General features: G+C 69.9%; 15 protein-coding genes and 2 pseudogenes. 9 read left to right on the top strand and 8 right to left on the bottom strand.

Annotation, left to right across the window (positions count from 1 at the left end; all coding sequences use genetic code 11):
• Nucleotides 1-33 precede the first annotated feature (33 nt).
• Nucleotides 34-1,206 (top strand): cytochrome P450, encoded by a 1,173-nt coding sequence (locus BMG07_RS14295; RefSeq protein WP_269758954.1) that lies wholly within the window; start codon nt 34-36, stop codon nt 1,204-1,206.
• On the opposite strand, the gene BMG07_RS14290 is transcribed toward BMG07_RS14295, so the two are convergent.
• Both BMG07_RS14290 and BMG07_RS14285 read right to left on the bottom strand, forming a co-directional pair.
• Entirely contained in the window at nt 1,164-2,153 is a 990-nt protein-coding gene (locus tag BMG07_RS14290; protein WP_198085129.1) for a pyridoxamine 5'-phosphate oxidase family protein, read from the bottom strand. The two genes, BMG07_RS14295 and BMG07_RS14290, sit on opposite strands and share 43 nt — an antisense overlap.
• Nucleotides 2,150-2,806, bottom strand: coding sequence for a glutathione S-transferase family protein (locus tag BMG07_RS14285; protein WP_198085128.1), 657 nt, complete (start codon nt 2,804-2,806; stop codon nt 2,150-2,152). The genes BMG07_RS14290 and BMG07_RS14285 overlap by 4 nt, the downstream gene beginning before the upstream one ends.
• 114 nt (nt 2,807-2,920) lie before the next feature.
• On the opposite strand from BMG07_RS14285, the gene BMG07_RS14280 reads away from it, so the two are divergent.
• Complete coding sequence (locus tag BMG07_RS14280) at nt 2,921-3,811, top strand: LysR family transcriptional regulator (RefSeq protein ID WP_198085127.1); 891 nt, start codon at nt 2,921-2,923, stop codon at nt 3,809-3,811.
• On the opposite strand, the gene BMG07_RS14275 is transcribed toward BMG07_RS14280, so the two are convergent.
• The 4 genes from BMG07_RS14275 to BMG07_RS14260 are packed head-to-tail and all read right to left on the bottom strand — an operon-like array spanning nt 3,792 to nt 6,917.
• The gene (locus BMG07_RS14275; protein WP_269758959.1) at nt 3,792-4,802 is read right to left on the bottom strand and encodes a nucleotidyl transferase AbiEii/AbiGii toxin family protein; all 1,011 of its coding nucleotides are present in this window, start codon (nt 4,800-4,802) and stop codon (nt 3,792-3,794) included. The genes BMG07_RS14280 and BMG07_RS14275 overlap by 20 nt on opposite strands.
• On the bottom strand, nt 4,802-5,386 hold the full coding sequence (locus BMG07_RS14270) for a hypothetical protein (RefSeq protein WP_269758953.1): 585 nt from the start codon (nt 5,384-5,386) through the stop codon (nt 4,802-4,804). The genes BMG07_RS14275 and BMG07_RS14270 overlap by 1 nt, the downstream gene beginning before the upstream one ends.
• Nucleotides 5,387-5,391: 5 nt before the next feature.
• On the bottom strand, nt 5,392-6,078 hold the full coding sequence (locus BMG07_RS14265) for a hypothetical protein (RefSeq protein WP_198085125.1): 687 nt from the start codon (nt 6,076-6,078) through the stop codon (nt 5,392-5,394).
• Nucleotides 6,075-6,917: a hypothetical protein gene (locus BMG07_RS14260; protein ID WP_198085124.1), complete on the bottom strand. Its 843-nt coding sequence runs from the start codon at nt 6,915-6,917 to the stop codon at nt 6,075-6,077. The genes BMG07_RS14265 and BMG07_RS14260 overlap by 4 nt, the downstream gene beginning before the upstream one ends.
• 97 nt (nt 6,918-7,014) lie before the next feature.
• Here BMG07_RS14260 and BMG07_RS14255 point away from each other — a divergent pair.
• Together BMG07_RS14255 and BMG07_RS14250 are read left to right on the top strand one after the other, a co-directional pair.
• Nucleotides 7,015-7,955: pseudogene (locus BMG07_RS14255) on the top strand (ATP-binding cassette domain-containing protein).
• A gap of 3 nt (nt 7,956-7,958) precedes the next feature.
• Complete coding sequence (locus BMG07_RS14250) at nt 7,959-8,792, top strand: ABC transporter permease (protein ID WP_198085123.1); 834 nt, start codon at nt 7,959-7,961, stop codon at nt 8,790-8,792.
• A 27-nt stretch (nt 8,793-8,819) separates the two neighbouring features.
• On the opposite strand, the gene BMG07_RS14245 is transcribed toward BMG07_RS14250, so the two are convergent.
• Nucleotides 8,820-10,331 (bottom strand): glycosyltransferase family 39 protein, encoded by a 1,512-nt coding sequence (locus tag BMG07_RS14245; RefSeq protein WP_198085122.1) that lies wholly within the window; start codon nt 10,329-10,331, stop codon nt 8,820-8,822.
• A gap of 241 nt (nt 10,332-10,572) precedes the next feature.
• On the opposite strand from BMG07_RS14245, the gene BMG07_RS14240 reads away from it, so the two are divergent.
• From BMG07_RS14240 to BMG07_RS14225, 4 genes and pseudogenes are all read left to right on the top strand, one after another.
• Nucleotides 10,573-11,028: a MarR family winged helix-turn-helix transcriptional regulator gene (locus BMG07_RS14240; protein ID WP_198085121.1), complete on the top strand. Its 456-nt coding sequence runs from the start codon at nt 10,573-10,575 to the stop codon at nt 11,026-11,028.
• Between the two features lie 103 nt (nt 11,029-11,131).
• Complete coding sequence (locus BMG07_RS14235) at nt 11,132-11,557, top strand: organic hydroperoxide resistance protein (protein WP_198085120.1); 426 nt, start codon at nt 11,132-11,134, stop codon at nt 11,555-11,557.
• Nucleotides 11,558-11,735: 178 nt separating this feature from the next.
• Nucleotides 11,736-12,859, top strand: a pseudogene (locus BMG07_RS14230) (DUF2855 family protein).
• 14 nt (nt 12,860-12,873) lie between these two features.
• Nucleotides 12,874-13,926, top strand: coding sequence for a serine/threonine protein kinase (locus tag BMG07_RS14225; RefSeq protein WP_198085119.1), 1,053 nt, complete (start codon nt 12,874-12,876; stop codon nt 13,924-13,926).
• On the opposite strand, the gene BMG07_RS14220 is transcribed toward BMG07_RS14225, so the two are convergent.
• Nucleotides 13,917-14,822: a LysR family transcriptional regulator gene (locus BMG07_RS14220; RefSeq protein ID WP_198085118.1), complete on the bottom strand. Its 906-nt coding sequence runs from the start codon at nt 14,820-14,822 to the stop codon at nt 13,917-13,919. The genes BMG07_RS14225 and BMG07_RS14220 overlap by 10 nt on opposite strands.
• 108 nt (nt 14,823-14,930) lie before the next feature.
• On the opposite strand from BMG07_RS14220, the gene BMG07_RS14215 reads away from it, so the two are divergent.
• On the top strand, nt 14,931-16,414 hold a 1,484-nt coding region (locus BMG07_RS14215; protein ID WP_198085117.1), incomplete at its 3' end, for an acyl-CoA dehydrogenase family protein.

Raw genomic sequence — 16,414 nt, 5'->3', positions numbered from 1 at the left:
GTGTGGCGGCGGCTTCGATCGCACACTGCGGCCATGGACCACGACAACAGCCCCACTTCCTCCGGCATGCCGCCCGTCGACCCGGTCGCGGCCGTGACGCATGCCGATCCCTACCCCTACTACGCAAGCCTGCGTGACGGCCCTCCGCTGGCGTGGAACGAAACGCTGCGCCTCTGGGTGGCCAGCCGCGCCGAGGTGGTCGAACAGGTGTTGCAGGCGCACGCCGCGCTGCGTGTGCGGCCAGTCGCCGAACCTGTTCCGCGCGCCATCGTGGGCAGCCCGGCCGGCGAAGTGTTCGGCCACCTGGTGCGCATGAACGACGGTGCGGCGCATGAAGCGCATCGGCCCGCGCTGCAACGGGCACTGGCCGGGCTCGACCTGAACGCGGTGCGCGACGCAGCGCTGCAAGTGGCCCTGCGCGTGCCGGCGCAGCAGGCGCTGTCGGACACGCTGTTCTCGATGCCGGTGCGTTCGGTCGCGCACCTGCTGGGCTTTGCCGACGAGGCGCTGCCGCAGGTCGACCGGTGGACACGCGATTTCGTGGCCTGCCTGTCGCCGCTGTCGACGCAGGAACAGCTGCAAGGGGCCAGCGCCGCGGCCGGCGAACTGATGACGCGCTTCGAAGCCCTCGTCGCCGATGCGCCACCACGCGAAGGCACGCTGCTCGCGGGCGTGCTGGCCGAAAGCGCCGCCCCGTCGCGTTCGCTGCTGGCCAACCTTGTCGGCCTGCTCTCGCAGACCTGCGACGCCACGGCCGGCCTGCTCGGCAACAGCCTCATCGCCGTGATGCGCGAGCCCCCGCTGCGCACGGCGGCCCGCACGCGCGACGGGCTGCAAGCGATCGTCGAAGAGACGGCGCGGCACGACCCGTCGGTGCACAGCACGCGGCGCTTCGTGGCGCAGCCGATCACCGTCGCGGGCACCGCGCTCGCGGCCGGCGACGCGGTGCTGGTGCTGCTGGCTTCGGCCAACCGCGACCCGTGGTTCAACCCCGACCCCGACCGCTTCACGCTCGTGCGTGCGCGCCGCCGCATGCTCGGCTTCGGTCACGGCATGCACGCCTGTCCGGGCCAGGCATTGGCCTGCACGCTCGCGGCGGCAAGCCTGGACGCGCTGCTCGGCCGCGCGCCCGATCTCGACGCGCAGAGGCAACGCGGCTGGCACTACCGGCCGTCGGTCGCGGCGCGCATGCCGGTGTTCCATTGACCGGTGCGCGCCAGGTGCGGCGACAGTTCCGCGTCGCCCCAGCGCAGCGGCAGCGCACCGGGCCGGCGCAACGCGTGCGTCACGTGAAAGCGCATCAGCCGTTCCGCGCCTTCGAACGCGGCCACCTCGGGCCCGTCCCACACGATCTCGGCCGTGACCGCCACGTGCAGCATCTCGCCGCTGTCGAAGTCGACGAACAGCAGCCCCGCGCGCGGATGCGCCGCGAGGTTGCCGAGCGTGTTGAAGAAGCGGTTGCCGTTGAAGTCGGGCACCGTCAGCACGTCGTCGCCGTCGATGCGCACGAAGCCCGGCCGGCCGCCCCGGTGCGACACGTCGACGCCGTGCGAGCTGGCGTCGGCCTCGTCGCCCACCGCCACTTCGTTCGGGTACGCGGTGGCGATGAACAGCGTGTCGGCGCTGCCGATGAGACGGTGCGCCGCCAGGTCGAGCTTGCCCAGCCACTGCACCGGCGCCGCGTCGGCGCGCGGCGGCGTGAACACCGGCTCGCGCGCCTGGATGTAGCGCGGGCAGTTGCCGAAGCTCTGCTGCACCTGGACCATGAAGCCCGCCGCGTCGAGCGATTCGACGACGCCGTTCATGCGGTTGCGCCGCCGCGTGTGCGGCTGGATGCCGAGCAGGCCCAGCGTGGCGCCCGGCTTCAGCTGGCCCGCGAGCGGGTCGCCCGCCGTCGGCAGCGCGTCGACGCGCAGGTGCGTGGCGTCGGGCGAATGCAGGAAGCCCGACGGCGCGGCAAGCATGCTGGCCCAGGGCTGCAGTTCGGCGTCGAGGCTGCCGACCACGAGGAAAGGCAGCAGCGAGAAGAACTCGCGGTGCTGGTCGGGCATGTAGTCGCGAATCACGCGCGGGCCGGCCACGTCCATCTGCTCGCGCGAGCCCACGAGCGTCTGCAGCGCGCGCTCGCCGGCATGGAACGGCGCGGCGATCATGCGACCGCCGCGAGCCCGACCGGCGTGCGCACCATCGGCACGAAGCCGGGCAAGGCTTCCACGCGCGCGAGCCATTCGCGCAGGCGCGGATAGCCGTCGAGCGACACGCTGCCTTCGGGCGCGTGCGCCACGTAGGCGTAGTTGGCGATGTCGGCCAGCGTGGCCTCCGGGCCCGCAAGGAAGGGCTGCTGCCGCAGGTGCGTCTCCATCACCGACAGCAGCGCGTGCGAGCGCTTCACCGTTTCCGACGGGTCGTCCGACAGGCCGAACAGCGCCAGGATGCGTGCCGCGGCCGGGCCGTAGGCCAGCGGGCCGGCGGCCACCGAGAACCAGCGCTGCACGCGCGCCGCGCCCACCGCGTCGCGCGGCATCCAGCGGGCGGGGTCGGCGGCATAGCGCTCGTTGAGGTAGACCAGGATGGCGTTGGAATCGGCCAGCGTCAGCTCGCCGTCCTCGATCACGGGCACCTGGCCGAAGGGGTTGCGCGCCAGGAACTCGGGCGTGCGGTGCTCGCGCTGGCCCAGGTTGACCTCGATGTTCTCGAACGGCAGGCCGAGCATCGTGAGGAACAGGCGCACGCGGTGCACGTGGCCCGAGACGGCGGCGCCGTAGAGCTTGATGGGTTGCGCGGGGCGGGTGGCGATGGCGTTCATGGCGGGGTTCTTTCAAGGAGTTCGAGGGCTTCGTACGAATTGTTCTCTCTTGCGCCGAATGAATGAATAGCCGTTTCTGTATTTGACTGCTGCGTTTTCCGGTTTAATCGACCCATGGATCGTTTCAAGGCCATGCAGACCTTCGTGCAGATTGCCGACCAGGGCAGCCTGACCCGCGCCGCCGAGGCGCTCGGCACCTCGCTGCCCGCGGTGGTGCGCTCGCTCGCGTCGCTGGAGGCGCACCTGGGCGTGCGCCTGTTCCACCGCACCACGCGCCGCGTCTCGCTCACGGAAGAGGGCCGCCACTACCTGCCGAGCGCGCGCGAGGTGCTGCTCGCGGCCGACGCCGCCGACCTCGCGCTGAAGGCCGAGGCGCGCGAGCCGGCCGGGCAGCTCACCATCACCGCGCCCGTGCTCTTCGGCCACATGTACGTGGCGCCGGCCATCGTGCGTTTCATGCAGCGCCACGCCAAGGTGCGCTGCAGCGTGCGGCTGTACGACCGGCCGGTGAGCCTGCTCGAAGAAGGCATCGACGTGGGCATCCGCATCAGCCCGCTCGAAGATTCGTCGCTGGTGGCGCAGAAGCTGGGCACCATCCGCCGCGTGGTGGTGGCCAGCCCCGGCTACCTGGCCGTGCACGGCACGCCGGTGCATCCGCGCGACCTGCACGGCGCGCCCTGCGTGCGCGGGCGGGTCGACGCGCCGGCGCAATGGCTGTTTCGCGAAGGCGGCAAGAGCGTGGGCGTGACGCTGGACAACCGGCTGGAGTTCAACCACATCGCGCCCGCCATCGAGGCCTGCGCGGCGGGCATGGGCTTCGGCAGCTTCTTCTCCTACCAGGTGATGCCGCACGTGGCGCAGGGGCGGCTGAAGCTGGTGCTGGAAGACTACGAGCCCGAGCCCCGGCCGGTGAACGTGATCTACCCGAACGCGCGCTTGCTGCCGGCGCGCACGCGGGCGTTCATCGAGTGGATGAAGATGGAGTTCAGCGGAACCAGGCTTTGAAACCGGAAGGCGGCGCGGCGGGCTGCAGCGCCGAAACAAGGTCGTGGACGGCCTCGTGGAGCTGCGCAAGAAAGTCTTCGAGCCGCTCGGGCAGCGCTTCGGCGCGCGACACGCAGGCGCTGGCGGGCTCGCCAATGCTCGTCACGATCTGCCAATACCCCACCTTGCCGGGCGCTCGCTCGTGGCGCCAGCAGTCCCAGGCCTGGGCCATCGTCATCGCCGCGCTCTGCCCCGGAAACATGGGGTGCCTGGCCATATCGCCGTTCAGCAGATAGCGCAGCCACCCGATGTTCGCCTTCTTGTCGGCGGCGCATTCGGCACGCAGCGCGCGGCCGATCGCCTCGGCATCGATGGTGTTGTGCGGCACCAGCCACGTCAGGTCGAGCAGGTCCTTGAAGCGCGGGCGCACCAGGCACTGGTGCAGCTTCCACGCGATCTGCAGCTCGAGCGCACAGGTGCTGGGCAGGGCAAAGGCCTCGCCGATGCACGGCTTGTAGTGCAGCGGCACGGCCGGCGGATCGAGCACGAGGTTGAAGCTCACGTCCACCTGCATGCGGTGCAGCGGTGTCTGCGCATCGCTTTCGAGAATGCAGGCGTCGATGTCGGTGTTGACGGTGGGGAAGTCGTCGTCCATCGCGTAGTCGATCATTCGCCAGAACGCGTTCTCGGCGAACGGACGAAAGTGCACGCCGTCGTCCATGTACACCGTGGTCACGGCCTGCGCCCAGGCATCGAGTTGCCGGGCGCTGCGTTCGCGGTCGAAGGGCTCGGTGCATACCCAGTCGATGTCGCACGACAGCCGCTCCACCGAGCGGTCGGTGTCGCGCAGGTACTGCCGCGTGACGAGGCTGCCCTTGAGCATGAACGGGCCGCCGACCCATGCGGCGCGGCGCATGAAGGCCTCCATCAGCGTCAGCTCGCGCACCTGCTCGGCCGAGAGGCCGCTGCGCCGGGCCTCCTCTTCGACGGCCGCCTGCGTGACGCGCTGCATCACGCGGCGTGTCCGAGCCAGCCGTCGTCCAGCGATTCGCGACTGTCGTGCAGGCAGATCTCGGCGTCCTGCTTGAGCAGCGGCCAGCCGTCTCGCTCCAACTGCTCGGCCAGCGCCGACACGCGCGACCTGAACACCGCCAGCGGGTCGCGGCTGCGCAGTGTGACGAAGCGCATGTCGGTCTCGCCCTTCAGGCTGTTGCGCGACAGCCGCGCGCCGTGCGTCTCGCACAGGTGCTGCAGCGCCGAAGCGTCGTGCAGCCGCAGCTTGCCGTGCCATTCGAAATACTCGTCGGGCCGGCTCAGGCTTTCGTGGCCCTGCAGCGGCGCCTCGACCTTCACGCGCAGCACGGCCATGCCCGCGCGCGCCAGCCACTGCGCGAGCGCCATGGCCTCGGCCTTGACATAGGCCAGGTCGCCGCGCAACCACGCGGTGGCCATGGGCTGCTGCTTCTGTTCGCCGTGGGGCAGGTCGATCAGCAGCGGCTTGAGCCCGACCTGCTCGCACACCGAAACGAAAAAAGGAATCTGCGAGGCATGCAGTGCGCCGCAGGTCAGGTGAAGTTCGAGCATGCTTTTCGTCATCGTTGTCATGGCGCAGCCACCCGCGCGGGCAAGGACTTGCCGTCGCACACGGCCGCCGCATCGGTGGCCATGCCGCGCACGGCTTCCTCGATGCCGAGGTTCAGCACCGACATGTATTCGCCGTTGCCGTTGGCCCAGTTGGTGCGCGTGCCCATGCCGTGGTACTGGCGCACGACGGGCTCGGCGCCGGGCAGGCGGTAGGTGGTCTGCAGCACGACGTGCGAGACGAGGTTCAGCCCCGTCGACCACGCATGCGCGAGGCGCAGCGCCACGTCGGCCGTGACCTGGCGCGCGGCGGCGGGCGACGGCGGCGCGGCGGTCGCCACCTGAAAACCGTAGCGGCTCGCAGAGCGCAGCGCGTCGCGCGTCCACGCGCCGGCGTCACCGCCCTGGATGGACTGCACCGACACCGGCGTGGCGTGCAGCGTCGGCATCATCACGGTCAGGTTGCCCACGCTGGCCTTGTACAGGCGCGCGTCGTCGATCTTCGGCAGGTACAGCGTGCAGCCGCTGGCCACGCGCAGCGGCTGCACGGCCGGCGCGCTGTTGGGCCGCTCGGCGGCTTCGGGCGCGGGCTCGAAGACCATGCTCAGCGGCTCGGTCTCGGTGAGCGCGTGCGACAGGCCCGGCATGGCGCCGAGCACGGGAAGAGCGCAAAGGACCAGAGCCCTCCAAGCGCGGCGTGACGTCATGGGGCGGCGCTCCTGACCGAATAGAGGGCGCCGTCCTGGTCGCGGAACAGCACGCGGCCCGGCTGCTCGTCGAAGCCCGGGCCGGCCACCGTGACCCACGAGCCGTTGACGTTGAAGCGCACGGTCTTCACCGCGCCCGAGCGCGCGCCGGCGATGTCCATCGCCACCACGTGCAGGGTCTGCTTCATGGAGTCGCGCATCACGCCGCGCAGCACCTGCCCGTCGTCGGCGGTGAGGCGGCGGATGACGGTGGCGCGCGCCGTGCCGCCCACCGGCGTCTGGAAGATGGCGGCGGCGCGGTAGCTGGGCTCGCGCTTGCCGTCCTGCCAGAGCAGGGCCGAGGTGCGCGTGGTGAATGCGCCGAGCCCCGGCTCCAGCGCGTACTGCAGCCACAGCACCATGTAGGCGGGGCCGTTTTTGGTGGCGGCGATGCGGGCCTCGTGCTCGGCCTTGACCGGCATGGCGGCGAGCAGTTGCGCCGAGCGGATCTTCAGCGGGAACGAAGCCGGCTCGGCCAGCTCGGCCGCCAGTGCCTGGGCGGCCTCGGCGCGGTAGTCGTAGTCGAGCAGCGGGCCGACGATGGCCTGCACCTCGGCGCTCATGTCCTTCTGGCGCGACTGCTGCACCGACGAGTCGATCAGCGCGCCGATCAGCCCGCCGCCGGTGGCCGCGCTCACGCCCGGCGCTTGCGCGGAGAACATGAAGCTCTCCTGCGCGACGACCACGCGAACATCGACCTCCTGGACCTTGCCCCGGTCCGCGGCCGCCAGCGGCCGGTGAAATGGCGCGCAGGCGCCCAGCGCCATCAACAGCGGCAGCGCCCACAGGAAACGCAGCATCTTTGGGCCTCCCCCCGCGAAATGCATCCGGCGCCGATTGTGCCGCGAGCCGGCGCGCGGCGGGGCGCCGCGCGCGTGCCTGCGTCAGAATGGTCGCGTGCCGCCCACAACCGCCTTCCCCTCCCCCCTGTTCCGTGCCAGCCAGCTGCGCAAGCGCTATGGCGAGGCCACGGTCGTCGACGACCTGTCGTTCGAGATCGCGCGCGAATGCTGGGTGTGATCGGCCCGAACGGCGCGGGCAAGACCACCACCATCCGCATGTGCCTGGGCCTGACCGCGCCCGACGGCGGCAGCATCGAGGCGCTGGGCCTGCAGATGCCGCGCGACGCGCTGGCCATCAAGGCGCAGTTGGGCGTGGTGACGCAGTTCGACACGCTGGACCCCGACTTCAGCTGCGCCGAGAACCTCGTGGTGTACGGCCGCTACTTCGGCTTCGGCAAGGCGCATGTGCGCGCACGCGTGCCGCAGCTGCTGGAGTTCGCGGCGCTCTCGCACAAGGCCGACGCCAAGCCCGGCGAGCTGTCGGGCGGCATGCGCAGGCGGCTTTCGCTGGCGCGCGCGCTGGTGAACGACCCCAGGCTGCTGCTGCTCGACGAGCCCACCACCGGCCTGGACCCGCAGGCGCGCCACCTGATGTGGGAGCGGCTGCAGGTGCTGCTGCAGCAGGGCAAGTCGATCCTGCTGACCACGCACTTCATGGACGAGGCCGAGCGCCTGTGCTCGCGCCTGCTGGTGCTCGACCACGGCCGCAAGATCGCCGAAGGCCGCCCGCGCGACCTGATCGCCGAGCACCTGGAGCCCGACGTGGTCGAGGTGTACGGCAGCGGCGCGCTGTCGCTGGCCGAGTCGGCCGAACTCAAGGCGATGGCCGCGCGCGTCGAAGTGAGCGGCGAGACCGTGTTCTTCTACACGCAGGACGCGCGGCGCCTGCTCGATGCGCTCACGCGGCACGGCGGGCTGCGCACCTTTCACCGGCCGGCGAACCTGGAGGACCTGTTCCTCAAGCTCACGGGCCGCCAGATTCGCGAGGACGGCTAGGCCATGAACACGACGACGACAACCGCAACGACCGCGCCCTCTTCCCCTTCGGTCTGGCGCCCGCCCGGGATCTCGCTGCGCTGGTGGCCCGTGTTCCTGCGCAACCTGCTGGTGTGGCGCAAGCTGGCCATTCCCAGCCTGATCGGCAACATCGCCGAGCCGCTGATCTGGCTCGTGGCCTTCGGCTACGGCATGGGCGCGCTGGTGGGGCAGGTGGCGGTGGACGGCGTGAAGGTGCCGTACATCCTGTTCCTGGCCAGCGGCTCGATCTGCATGAGCGCAATGAACGCGGCGAGCTTCGAGGCGCTGTACTCGGCGTTCTCGCGCATGCATGTGCAGAAGACCTGGGACGGCATCATGAACGCGCCGGTCGGGCTCGACGACATCGTGCTGGCCGAGATGCTGTGGGCGGCGTTCAAGTCGATCTTCACCGTCACCGCCATCCTGTTCGTGATGCTCGGGCTGGGCATCAGCCACAGCCCGAAGCTCATCGTCGCGTGGATGGTGCTGGTGGGCGCGGGCATCACCTTCTCGTCGATCGCGCTGATCTTCAATGCGCTGGCCAAGGGCTACGACTTCTTCACCTACTACTTCACGCTGTTCATGACGCCGATGATGTTCCTGAGCGGCGTGTTCTTTCCGCTCGAACAGCTGCCGTCGGCGGTGCGGGCGGTGGCGGCATGGCTGCCGCTGACCAACGCGGTGGCGCTGGTGCGGCCGCTGTTCATGGACCAGTGGCCGGCCGACTGGTGGCTGCACGGCCTGGTGCTGGCCGTGTACGCGGTGGTGGCGTTCTGGATCGCGCTGGCGTTGACGCGCAAGCGGTTCAGGGGCTGACACCGCACCGCGCCAGCGGAAGCGGCGCTACTTGCCGGCGGGCTTCGCCGCGCAGTTCTTCGACCCTGGGTCGCCCTGCGGCAGCACGATGCCCCAGCGCATGCGCAGGCTGTTGCTTTCGTCGGTGCCGGCCCACGGAATGTCCAGCGTGCCGCGGCAATCGGCCGACGCGAGCCTCGGCTCCAGCAATGCGCCTTCGGAGCGGAACTCGTGGGTGTCGAGGATCAGCACCATGCCGCCTTCGCGCTCCAGCGTACCCGGCGCGAGCCATGGCGAGTTGCGCTCGTCGCCGTCGATCAGCAGTTGCATCGACGGGTCCATCTTCAGCGCGACCGCGCCGGCAAACCAGGTGTCGCCGACCAGCAGCTTGAACGGCCGGTCGCCGGCACGGTCGCGCCAGATCACGCGCACGGCATCGGCGACTTCCTGCGCCGGCAGGTTGGCGCGCGTGATGTAGCCGAGCCGCTTGCTCAGCACCCCGTCGACCCAGCCCTGGCCCAGCGCGCCGGCCACGTGGAGCACCGCCACGGTGATCGCCACGCCGCGCCAGCGGCGGCGGCTCCAGCGCTCCGCCTCCAGGCCCGGCAGCATGGCCACGGCCCACAGCGCCGCCGGCAGGAAGAAGGTGGTGAGCCACGACGGCACCAGCGGAATCTTCAAGAGGATCGCGGCGGGGAACACCAGGCACAGCGGCCCCAGCGTGGCCCAGGCCAGGAAGCGCCGGTCGAACGCGTTCAGCCCCGGCGCCGCGGCCGAGGCGGGTGGCGGCGCCACCGAGGCGCGCGTGAACCACGCCCAGGCGGCCAGCAGCAGCATCGGCGACAGCCGCGCCACCTGCACCGTGAACACATGCAGCAGGTGGCGCAAGCCGTGCCCGTGCGAGCCGGCCGGGTGGACGGAATGGCGCGCGTAGGCGATCGTGCGGGCCGAGTGCTCCAGCACCCACCACACGTGCGGCGCCAACAGCAGTGCCGCCACGCCGGCCGCGAGCAGCAGGCCGCGGCGCACCTGCGCGTCGCGCCACAGGCCCTGCCGCACGATGAAGAGCGCGCCGACCGCGAACTGCACCACCGCGCTGTACTTGGTGAGCATCGACAGCGCCGCGAAGACGCCCAGCAACGCCCAGTCCCGCAGCCTCGACGCCGCCGGCGCATGCAGCACGCGCCACAGCATCCACCAGTAGCCGGCCAACGGCAGCAATTGCACCGTGTTGTGGTTGTAGATGACCGCGCGCTGCACGTGGTAGGCCACCAGCGAGCCGAGCAGCACGGCCAGCGCCGCCCGTGCCGGGCTCACCATTTCGAGCGACCAGCGCCACACGAAGTAGAGCGCGCCCACGCCGCAGCCGACGCCGGCCGCATAGGTCAGCCAAGGCTGGCGCCCGCCCAGGTGAATGAGCACGCCCATGATCCAGCTGGGCAGCGGCGGGTGCTTGTAGTAGCTCCACTCGAAGCTGCCGCCCCAGAACAGCTCTTCGACGTTGTCCCAGGGCGGGGTCGGATAGAAAAAGCCGATGGCTGCGGTCCACAGCAGCAGCATCGCTGCCAGGGCCCAGAGAATGTTGCGATGCAGGGTGAGCGGCGAAACAGCGGCGACCGGGGCGGTTCCTGCTGGCGGAGTCGGGAGGGGGCGCATACGGGGGCAGAAAGGCGTGCCAGGCGGAACGAATAGCGGGAGAAATCAGGCCCCCGAGTGTGGCACGAGGTTTACCTTAGGCTTACTTTGTGTTTACCTTATCTTTACATTGCACACAATTCAATTGTGCGCTACAGTTCAGCCCATGCACTCCCCTTCCGTCTGCGCCGACGAACTGCTCAAGCTGGACAACCAGCTGTGTTTCGCTGTGTATTCCGCCTCGTTGGCCATGACGCGGCTCTACAAGCCGGTGCTGGAAAAGCTGCAGCTCACCTACCCCCAATACCTCGTGATGCTCGCGCTGTGGGAGCAAGACGGCCCCACGGTCTCGGCGCTGGGCGAGCGCCTGTCGCTCGACTCGGGCACGCTCACGCCGCTGCTCAAGCGCCTGGAAGCCAACGGCTACGTGGCCCGCGTGCGCGACGTGGCCGACGAGCGCCGCGTGCACATCACGCTGACATCCGATGGCCGCAAGCTCAAGACCCGCGCGGCCAACGTGCCCGAGTGCCTGATGGCTGCCGCCCAGTGCTCGGTGCCCGAACTGGTTTCGCTCACCCAGCAGATCCAGACCCTGCGCGACCGCATCAGGAAGGCCGCCTGACGCAACGCCCCGTGTTTCTCCCGCTTCGCTCGATCGCTGCAAAGAGAGAACGAACGAAGCTTTTCACCGTCCCTTCCTCCACTCCATCATCAAAGGAATCACCATGACCACCAAGCTCGACAAAGTGCTCTACACCGCAGAAGCCCACACCGTCGGCGGCCGTGACGGCGCAGGCAAGTCCAGCGACGGCGCCATCGACGTCAAGCTGAGCTCGCCCGGTTCCGGCAAGCCCGGCACCAACCCCGAGCAGCTGTTCGCGGTCGGCTACGCCGCCTGCTTCATCGGCGCGATGAAGGCCGTCGGCCCGAAGATCGGCGTGAAGGTGCCGGAAGACGTCGCCATCGACTCCAGCGTTTCCCTTGGCCCGACGAACGGCGGCGCCGCCTACGGCATCTCGGTCAAGCTCGCGATCACGCTGCCGGGCCTGGACGCTGAAGCCAAGCAGAAGCTGGTCGACACCGCTCACCAGGTCTGCCCGTACTCGAACGCCACGCGCGGCAACATCGACGTCGAACTGACGATTGCCTGATCTCCCCCAGGCGCCAGCGAACAAGCGATCCGGCCACAAGCCGGGTCGCTTTTTTTGTGCCCGCCGATGTCTCACGGGTGACGCCGAAAGCCGCCGCGCGATAGCGCCTTTCACCAAGCTTGGCTAATGTCGCGGCGGCAACGATCCACACATCCACCCACTGCCGGAGCTTTCACCCATGAGCACCACCAGCCTTCTCATCCGCAAGGACCAGCTCGCGACCACGCGGCTGCACACCGCCACCGACGAACCGCTGGCCGACGGCCAGGTGCGCGTGCGCATCGACAGCTTTGCGCTCACGTCGAACAACATCACGTATGCCGCGTTCGGCGACGCCATGAGCTACTGGCAGTTCTACCCGACGGGCGAAGAGGGCTGGGGCAGCATTCCGGTGTGGGGCTTCGCGAGCGTGGTGCAGTCGCTGCACCCGGGCGTGGCGGTGGGCGAGCGGCTCTACGGCTACTGGCCGATGGCCACCGGCGCGGTGCTGAGCCCCGGCCGGCTGTCGCCCGAGCGCTTCGCCGACGTGGCGCCGCACCGCGCGGAGCTGCCCGCCGTCTACAACCAGTATTTCCGCTGCGCGAGCGACCCGCTCTACACCGCCGATTCGGAAGACACACAGTCGCTGCTGCGACCGCTGTTCATCACCTCGTGGTTGATCGACGACTTCATGGGCGACAACGACTTCTTCGGCGCGCAGACCATGCTGCTGTCCAGCGCGTCGAGCAAGACGCCTACGGCACCGCGTTCCAGCTGCACCAGCGGCATGAAAGCGAGGGCATCGAGGTGGTCGGCCTGACCTCGCCGGGCAACGTGGCCTTCTGCGAAAGCCTGGGCTGCTACGACCGCGTCGTGACCTACGACGCACTCGACACCATCGCGGCCGACACGCCCTGCGTGTACATCGACTTCGCGGGCAATGGCGCGCTGCGCAACGCCATCCACGCGCGCTTCACCGGGCTCAAGTACAGCAGCTCCATCGGCGGCACGCACGTGGAGCAGCTCGCGTCGAAAGGCGCGGGCAAGGACCTGGCCGGCCCGCGCGCCACGCTGTTCTTCGCGCCCGCGCAGATCAAGAAGCGCACCACCGAGTGGGGCGCCGAAGAATTCGGGCGCCGCATGGTGGCCGCGTGGCACCGGTTCATCGCGACCGCGACCGACGCAGGCAAGCCCTGGCTGCGCGCCGAGCGCCACCACGGCGGCGACGCGGTGCAGGCCGCCTATGCGCAGGTGCTGGCGGGCAAGGGCGACCCGCGCACCGGGCATGTCCTTTCTCTTTACAAACAACCCGGCGACGCCTGACCCCGAAGGGGCGCGTGTGGCGACAATCGCCGCATGACCCTTTCTTCCGCGCGCCCGCGAACACACATCCTTACGAGAGCCTCACGCCCGACGTGGTGCTCGACGCGCTCGCGACGCTCGGCCTGCACGGCGACGGCCGCCTCACGGGCCTGAACTCCTATGAAAACCGGGTCTACCAGGTCTACCTGGAAGACCGCTCGGCGGTGGTGGTCAAGTTCTACCGCCCCGGCCGCTGGAGCGAAGCCGAGATCCTCGAAGAGCACGGCTTCTCGCTCGAGCTGGCCACCGGCGAAGTGCCGGCGGTGCCCCCGCTGGCCTTCGACGGCAAGACCCTGCACCACCACGCCGGCTTCGCGTTCAGCGTGAGCCCGTACCGCGGCGGCCGCGCGCCCGAGCTCGACGACTTCGAGGTGCTCGAATGGGTTGGACGCTTCCTGGCGCGCATCCACACCGTGGGCAGCGCCAAGCCTTTCGAGGCCCGCCCCGCGCTCGACCTGCACACCTTCGGCCTCGACTCGCGCGACTACCTGCTGGAGAACGACAAGATCCCGATGGACGTGCAGCGCGACTGGGAAACCGCCTGCAACGCGGCGCTCGACATGGTGCGCCAGACCGCGCTGGCGCTGCAGCCGCCGGCTTCCGACTTCAAGCCCCGCAAGCTGCGGCTGCACGGCGACGTGCACCCCGGCAACATCCTGTGGACGCCCACCGACCGCCCCGGCGGCGGCCCGCACTTCGTCGACCTGGACGACGCGCGCACCGGCTTCGCGGTGCAGGACCTGTGGATGCTGCTATCGGGCGACCGCGCGCAGCGCACCGCGCAGCTGTCGGGCCTGCTCGACGGCTACGAGCAGTTCCGCGAATTCGACCGGCGCGAGCTGGCGCTGATCGAGCCGCTGCGCACGCTGCGGCTCATTCACTACAGCGCATGGCTGGCGCGGCGCTGGGAAGACCCGATCTTCCCGATCAACTTTCCGTGGTTCGGCTCCAGCGACTACTGGAAGGGCCAGATCCTCGTGCTGGAAGACCAGTGCGAGCAGATGGCCGAAGAGCCGCTCTACGCCTGACCGGCTTCGGCCGTCGACGCGAGGCTGTCCGCCACGCCTTGCAGCAGCCGCTCGACCAGCACGTTCTGCGGCCCCGAGCGCCACACGCCGTAGGCCTCCGACTGCGCCACCGCGCGGTCGAGCGGCCTGAACACCGCGCCGCGCAACGCCGAATGCCGCATGGCCTGCGGCACCAGCGCCACGCCCAGCCCCTGCGACACCAGCGACACCACCGCGAGCCAGTGGCGCACCTCGTGCCGCACCTCGGGCAAAAAGCCCGCGTCGGCGCAGATCGACAGGATGCGCTCGTGGTAGTCGGGTGAAGCCTCGCGCGAGAACAGCACGAAGGGCTGGTCGCGCAGCTCGGCCGGCGCCAGCACCCGCTTGCGCGCCAGCGCATGCCCCGCCGGCACGCAGGCCACGAAGGGCTCCGACAGCAGCAGCCGGTGCTGCAGCTCCAGCGGCACGCGGCGCGTGTGGGCAAAGCCCAGGTCGAGCCGGTCGTTCAGCAGTTCGGTGATCTGCACGCCGGAATTGAGTTCGCTCAGCGTGATGCGAACCGCCGGGTGCTTTGCCTGGAACGCGCGCAGCGCCTGCGGCAGGCCCCGGTACAGCATCGCGCCGACAAAGCCGATGCGCAGCCGCCCCGCCGAGCCCAGCGCCACGTCGCGCGCCTCGATGGCGGCCTCTTCGGCCTGCAGCAGCACGCGCCGCGCCGAGATGCGCAGCGCCTCGCCGGCCGGCGTGAGCCGCACCTCCTTGCTGTTGCGCTCGAACAGCCGCGCGCCCACCGTGTCCTCGAGCTGCCGGATCGCCACCGACAGCGGCGGCTGCGAGATCGACAGGCGCCGCGCCGCCCGCCCGAAGTGCAGCTCTTCGGCGAGCACGGAGAAGTAGCGCAGGTGCCGCAATTCCATGAATAGTCAGATCGAATCGAACAAGACCAAATCGATATTAGACACGGATCGTCGTGGCTTCAACAATGCGCCAAACCGACGACCCCAGGCCCCAAGGAGACAAAGCGCATGTCCGCAGAGCAAGCCCACCCGATTCCCGACCGACACGGCCAGAACCTGTTCAGCACCGACGCCGAGCTGCACGCCCTGCTCGCGCTCTACCTGCCCGACGACCTGCGCCGGCACATGCAGCCGCACTTCGAGCGCCTGGGCGGCCTGGCGGGCGGCCTGCTCGACGAGCTGGCCGGCACCGCCGACCGCAACCCGCCCACGCTGAAGCAGCGCACGCGCACCGGGCTCGACGAGCAGAAAGTCGTCAAGCACCCCGCGTATGTCGAGATGGAGCGCCTGGCGCTCAGCGAGTTCGGCCTGGCCGCCATCTCGCACCGCGACGAGACGCTGGGCTGGCAGGGCAAGATGCCGCCGCTCGTCAAATACGTGCTGACCTACCTGTTCGTGCAGGCCGAGTTCGGCCTGTGCTGCCCGGTGTCGATGACCGACTCGCTCACGCGCACGCTGAAGAAGTTCGGCAACCCCGCGCTGGTCGCCAAGTACCTGCCGCGCCTGACCTCGCTCGACTTCGACGAGCTCGCGCAGGGCGCGATGTTCATGACCGAGCAGGCCGCCGGCTCCGACATCGCCGCCACCGCCACGCTGGCCCACCAGGAAGCCGACGGCAGCTGGCGCCTCACGGGCGACAAGTGGTTCTGCTCCAACCCCGACGCCGGCTTCGCGATGGTGCTGGCGCGCGCTGACGATGGCTTGCCGGGCATGAAGGGCGTGTCGCTGTTCCTGCTGCCGCGCGAGCTGGACGACGGCAGCCTCAACCACTACCGCATCATCCGTTTGAAGGACAAGCTGGGCACACGCTCGATGGCCAGCGGCGAGATCCGCCTCGAGGGCGCGGTGGCGTACCTCGTGGGCGAAGCGGGCCGCGGCTTCGTGCAGATGGCCGACATGGTCAACAACTCGCGCCTGTCGAACGGCGTGCGCGCCGCCGGCCTGATGCGCCGCGCCGTGGCCGAGGCCGAGTTCATCGCGTCCGAGCGCCGCGCCTTCGGCCGCACGCTCGACCAGATGCCGCTGATGCAGCGCCAGCTCGACAAGCTGCGCCTGCCCGCCGAGCAGGCCCGCACCATGGTGTGCCAGACCGCGCTGGCGCTCGCGCGCTCCGACGCGGGCGAGCCCGATGCGTATGCGTTGCTGCGCATCCTCACGCCGCTCATCAAGTTCCGCGCCTGCCGCGACGCGCGCAAGGTCACGGGCGATGCGATGGAAGTGCGCGGCGGCTGCGGCTACATCGAGGAATGGAGCGACGCGCGCCTCGTGCGCGACGCGCACCTGGGCTCGATCTGGGAGGGCACCAGCAACATCGTGGCGCTCGACGTGATCCGCGCCGTGAAGCGCGAAGGCTCGCTGCCCGTGCTGCGCGCGCACTGCGAAAAGCTGCTGGGCGACGCGGCGCTGGCGCCTGCCTTCGCCAAGGCGCTGCGCGACGCGCTGGACCGCGCCGCCGCGCTGACCGAGACCGCCGCGCGCGAAGGCGGCGACGT

The sequence above is a fragment of the Variovorax sp. E3 genome (assembly GCF_016082275.1).
Classification (GTDB): Bacteria; Pseudomonadota; Gammaproteobacteria; order Burkholderiales; family Burkholderiaceae_C; genus Variovorax.
Note: the sequence above shows the minus strand (reverse complement) of the source record. Positions and strands in the feature narration are given on the sequence as shown.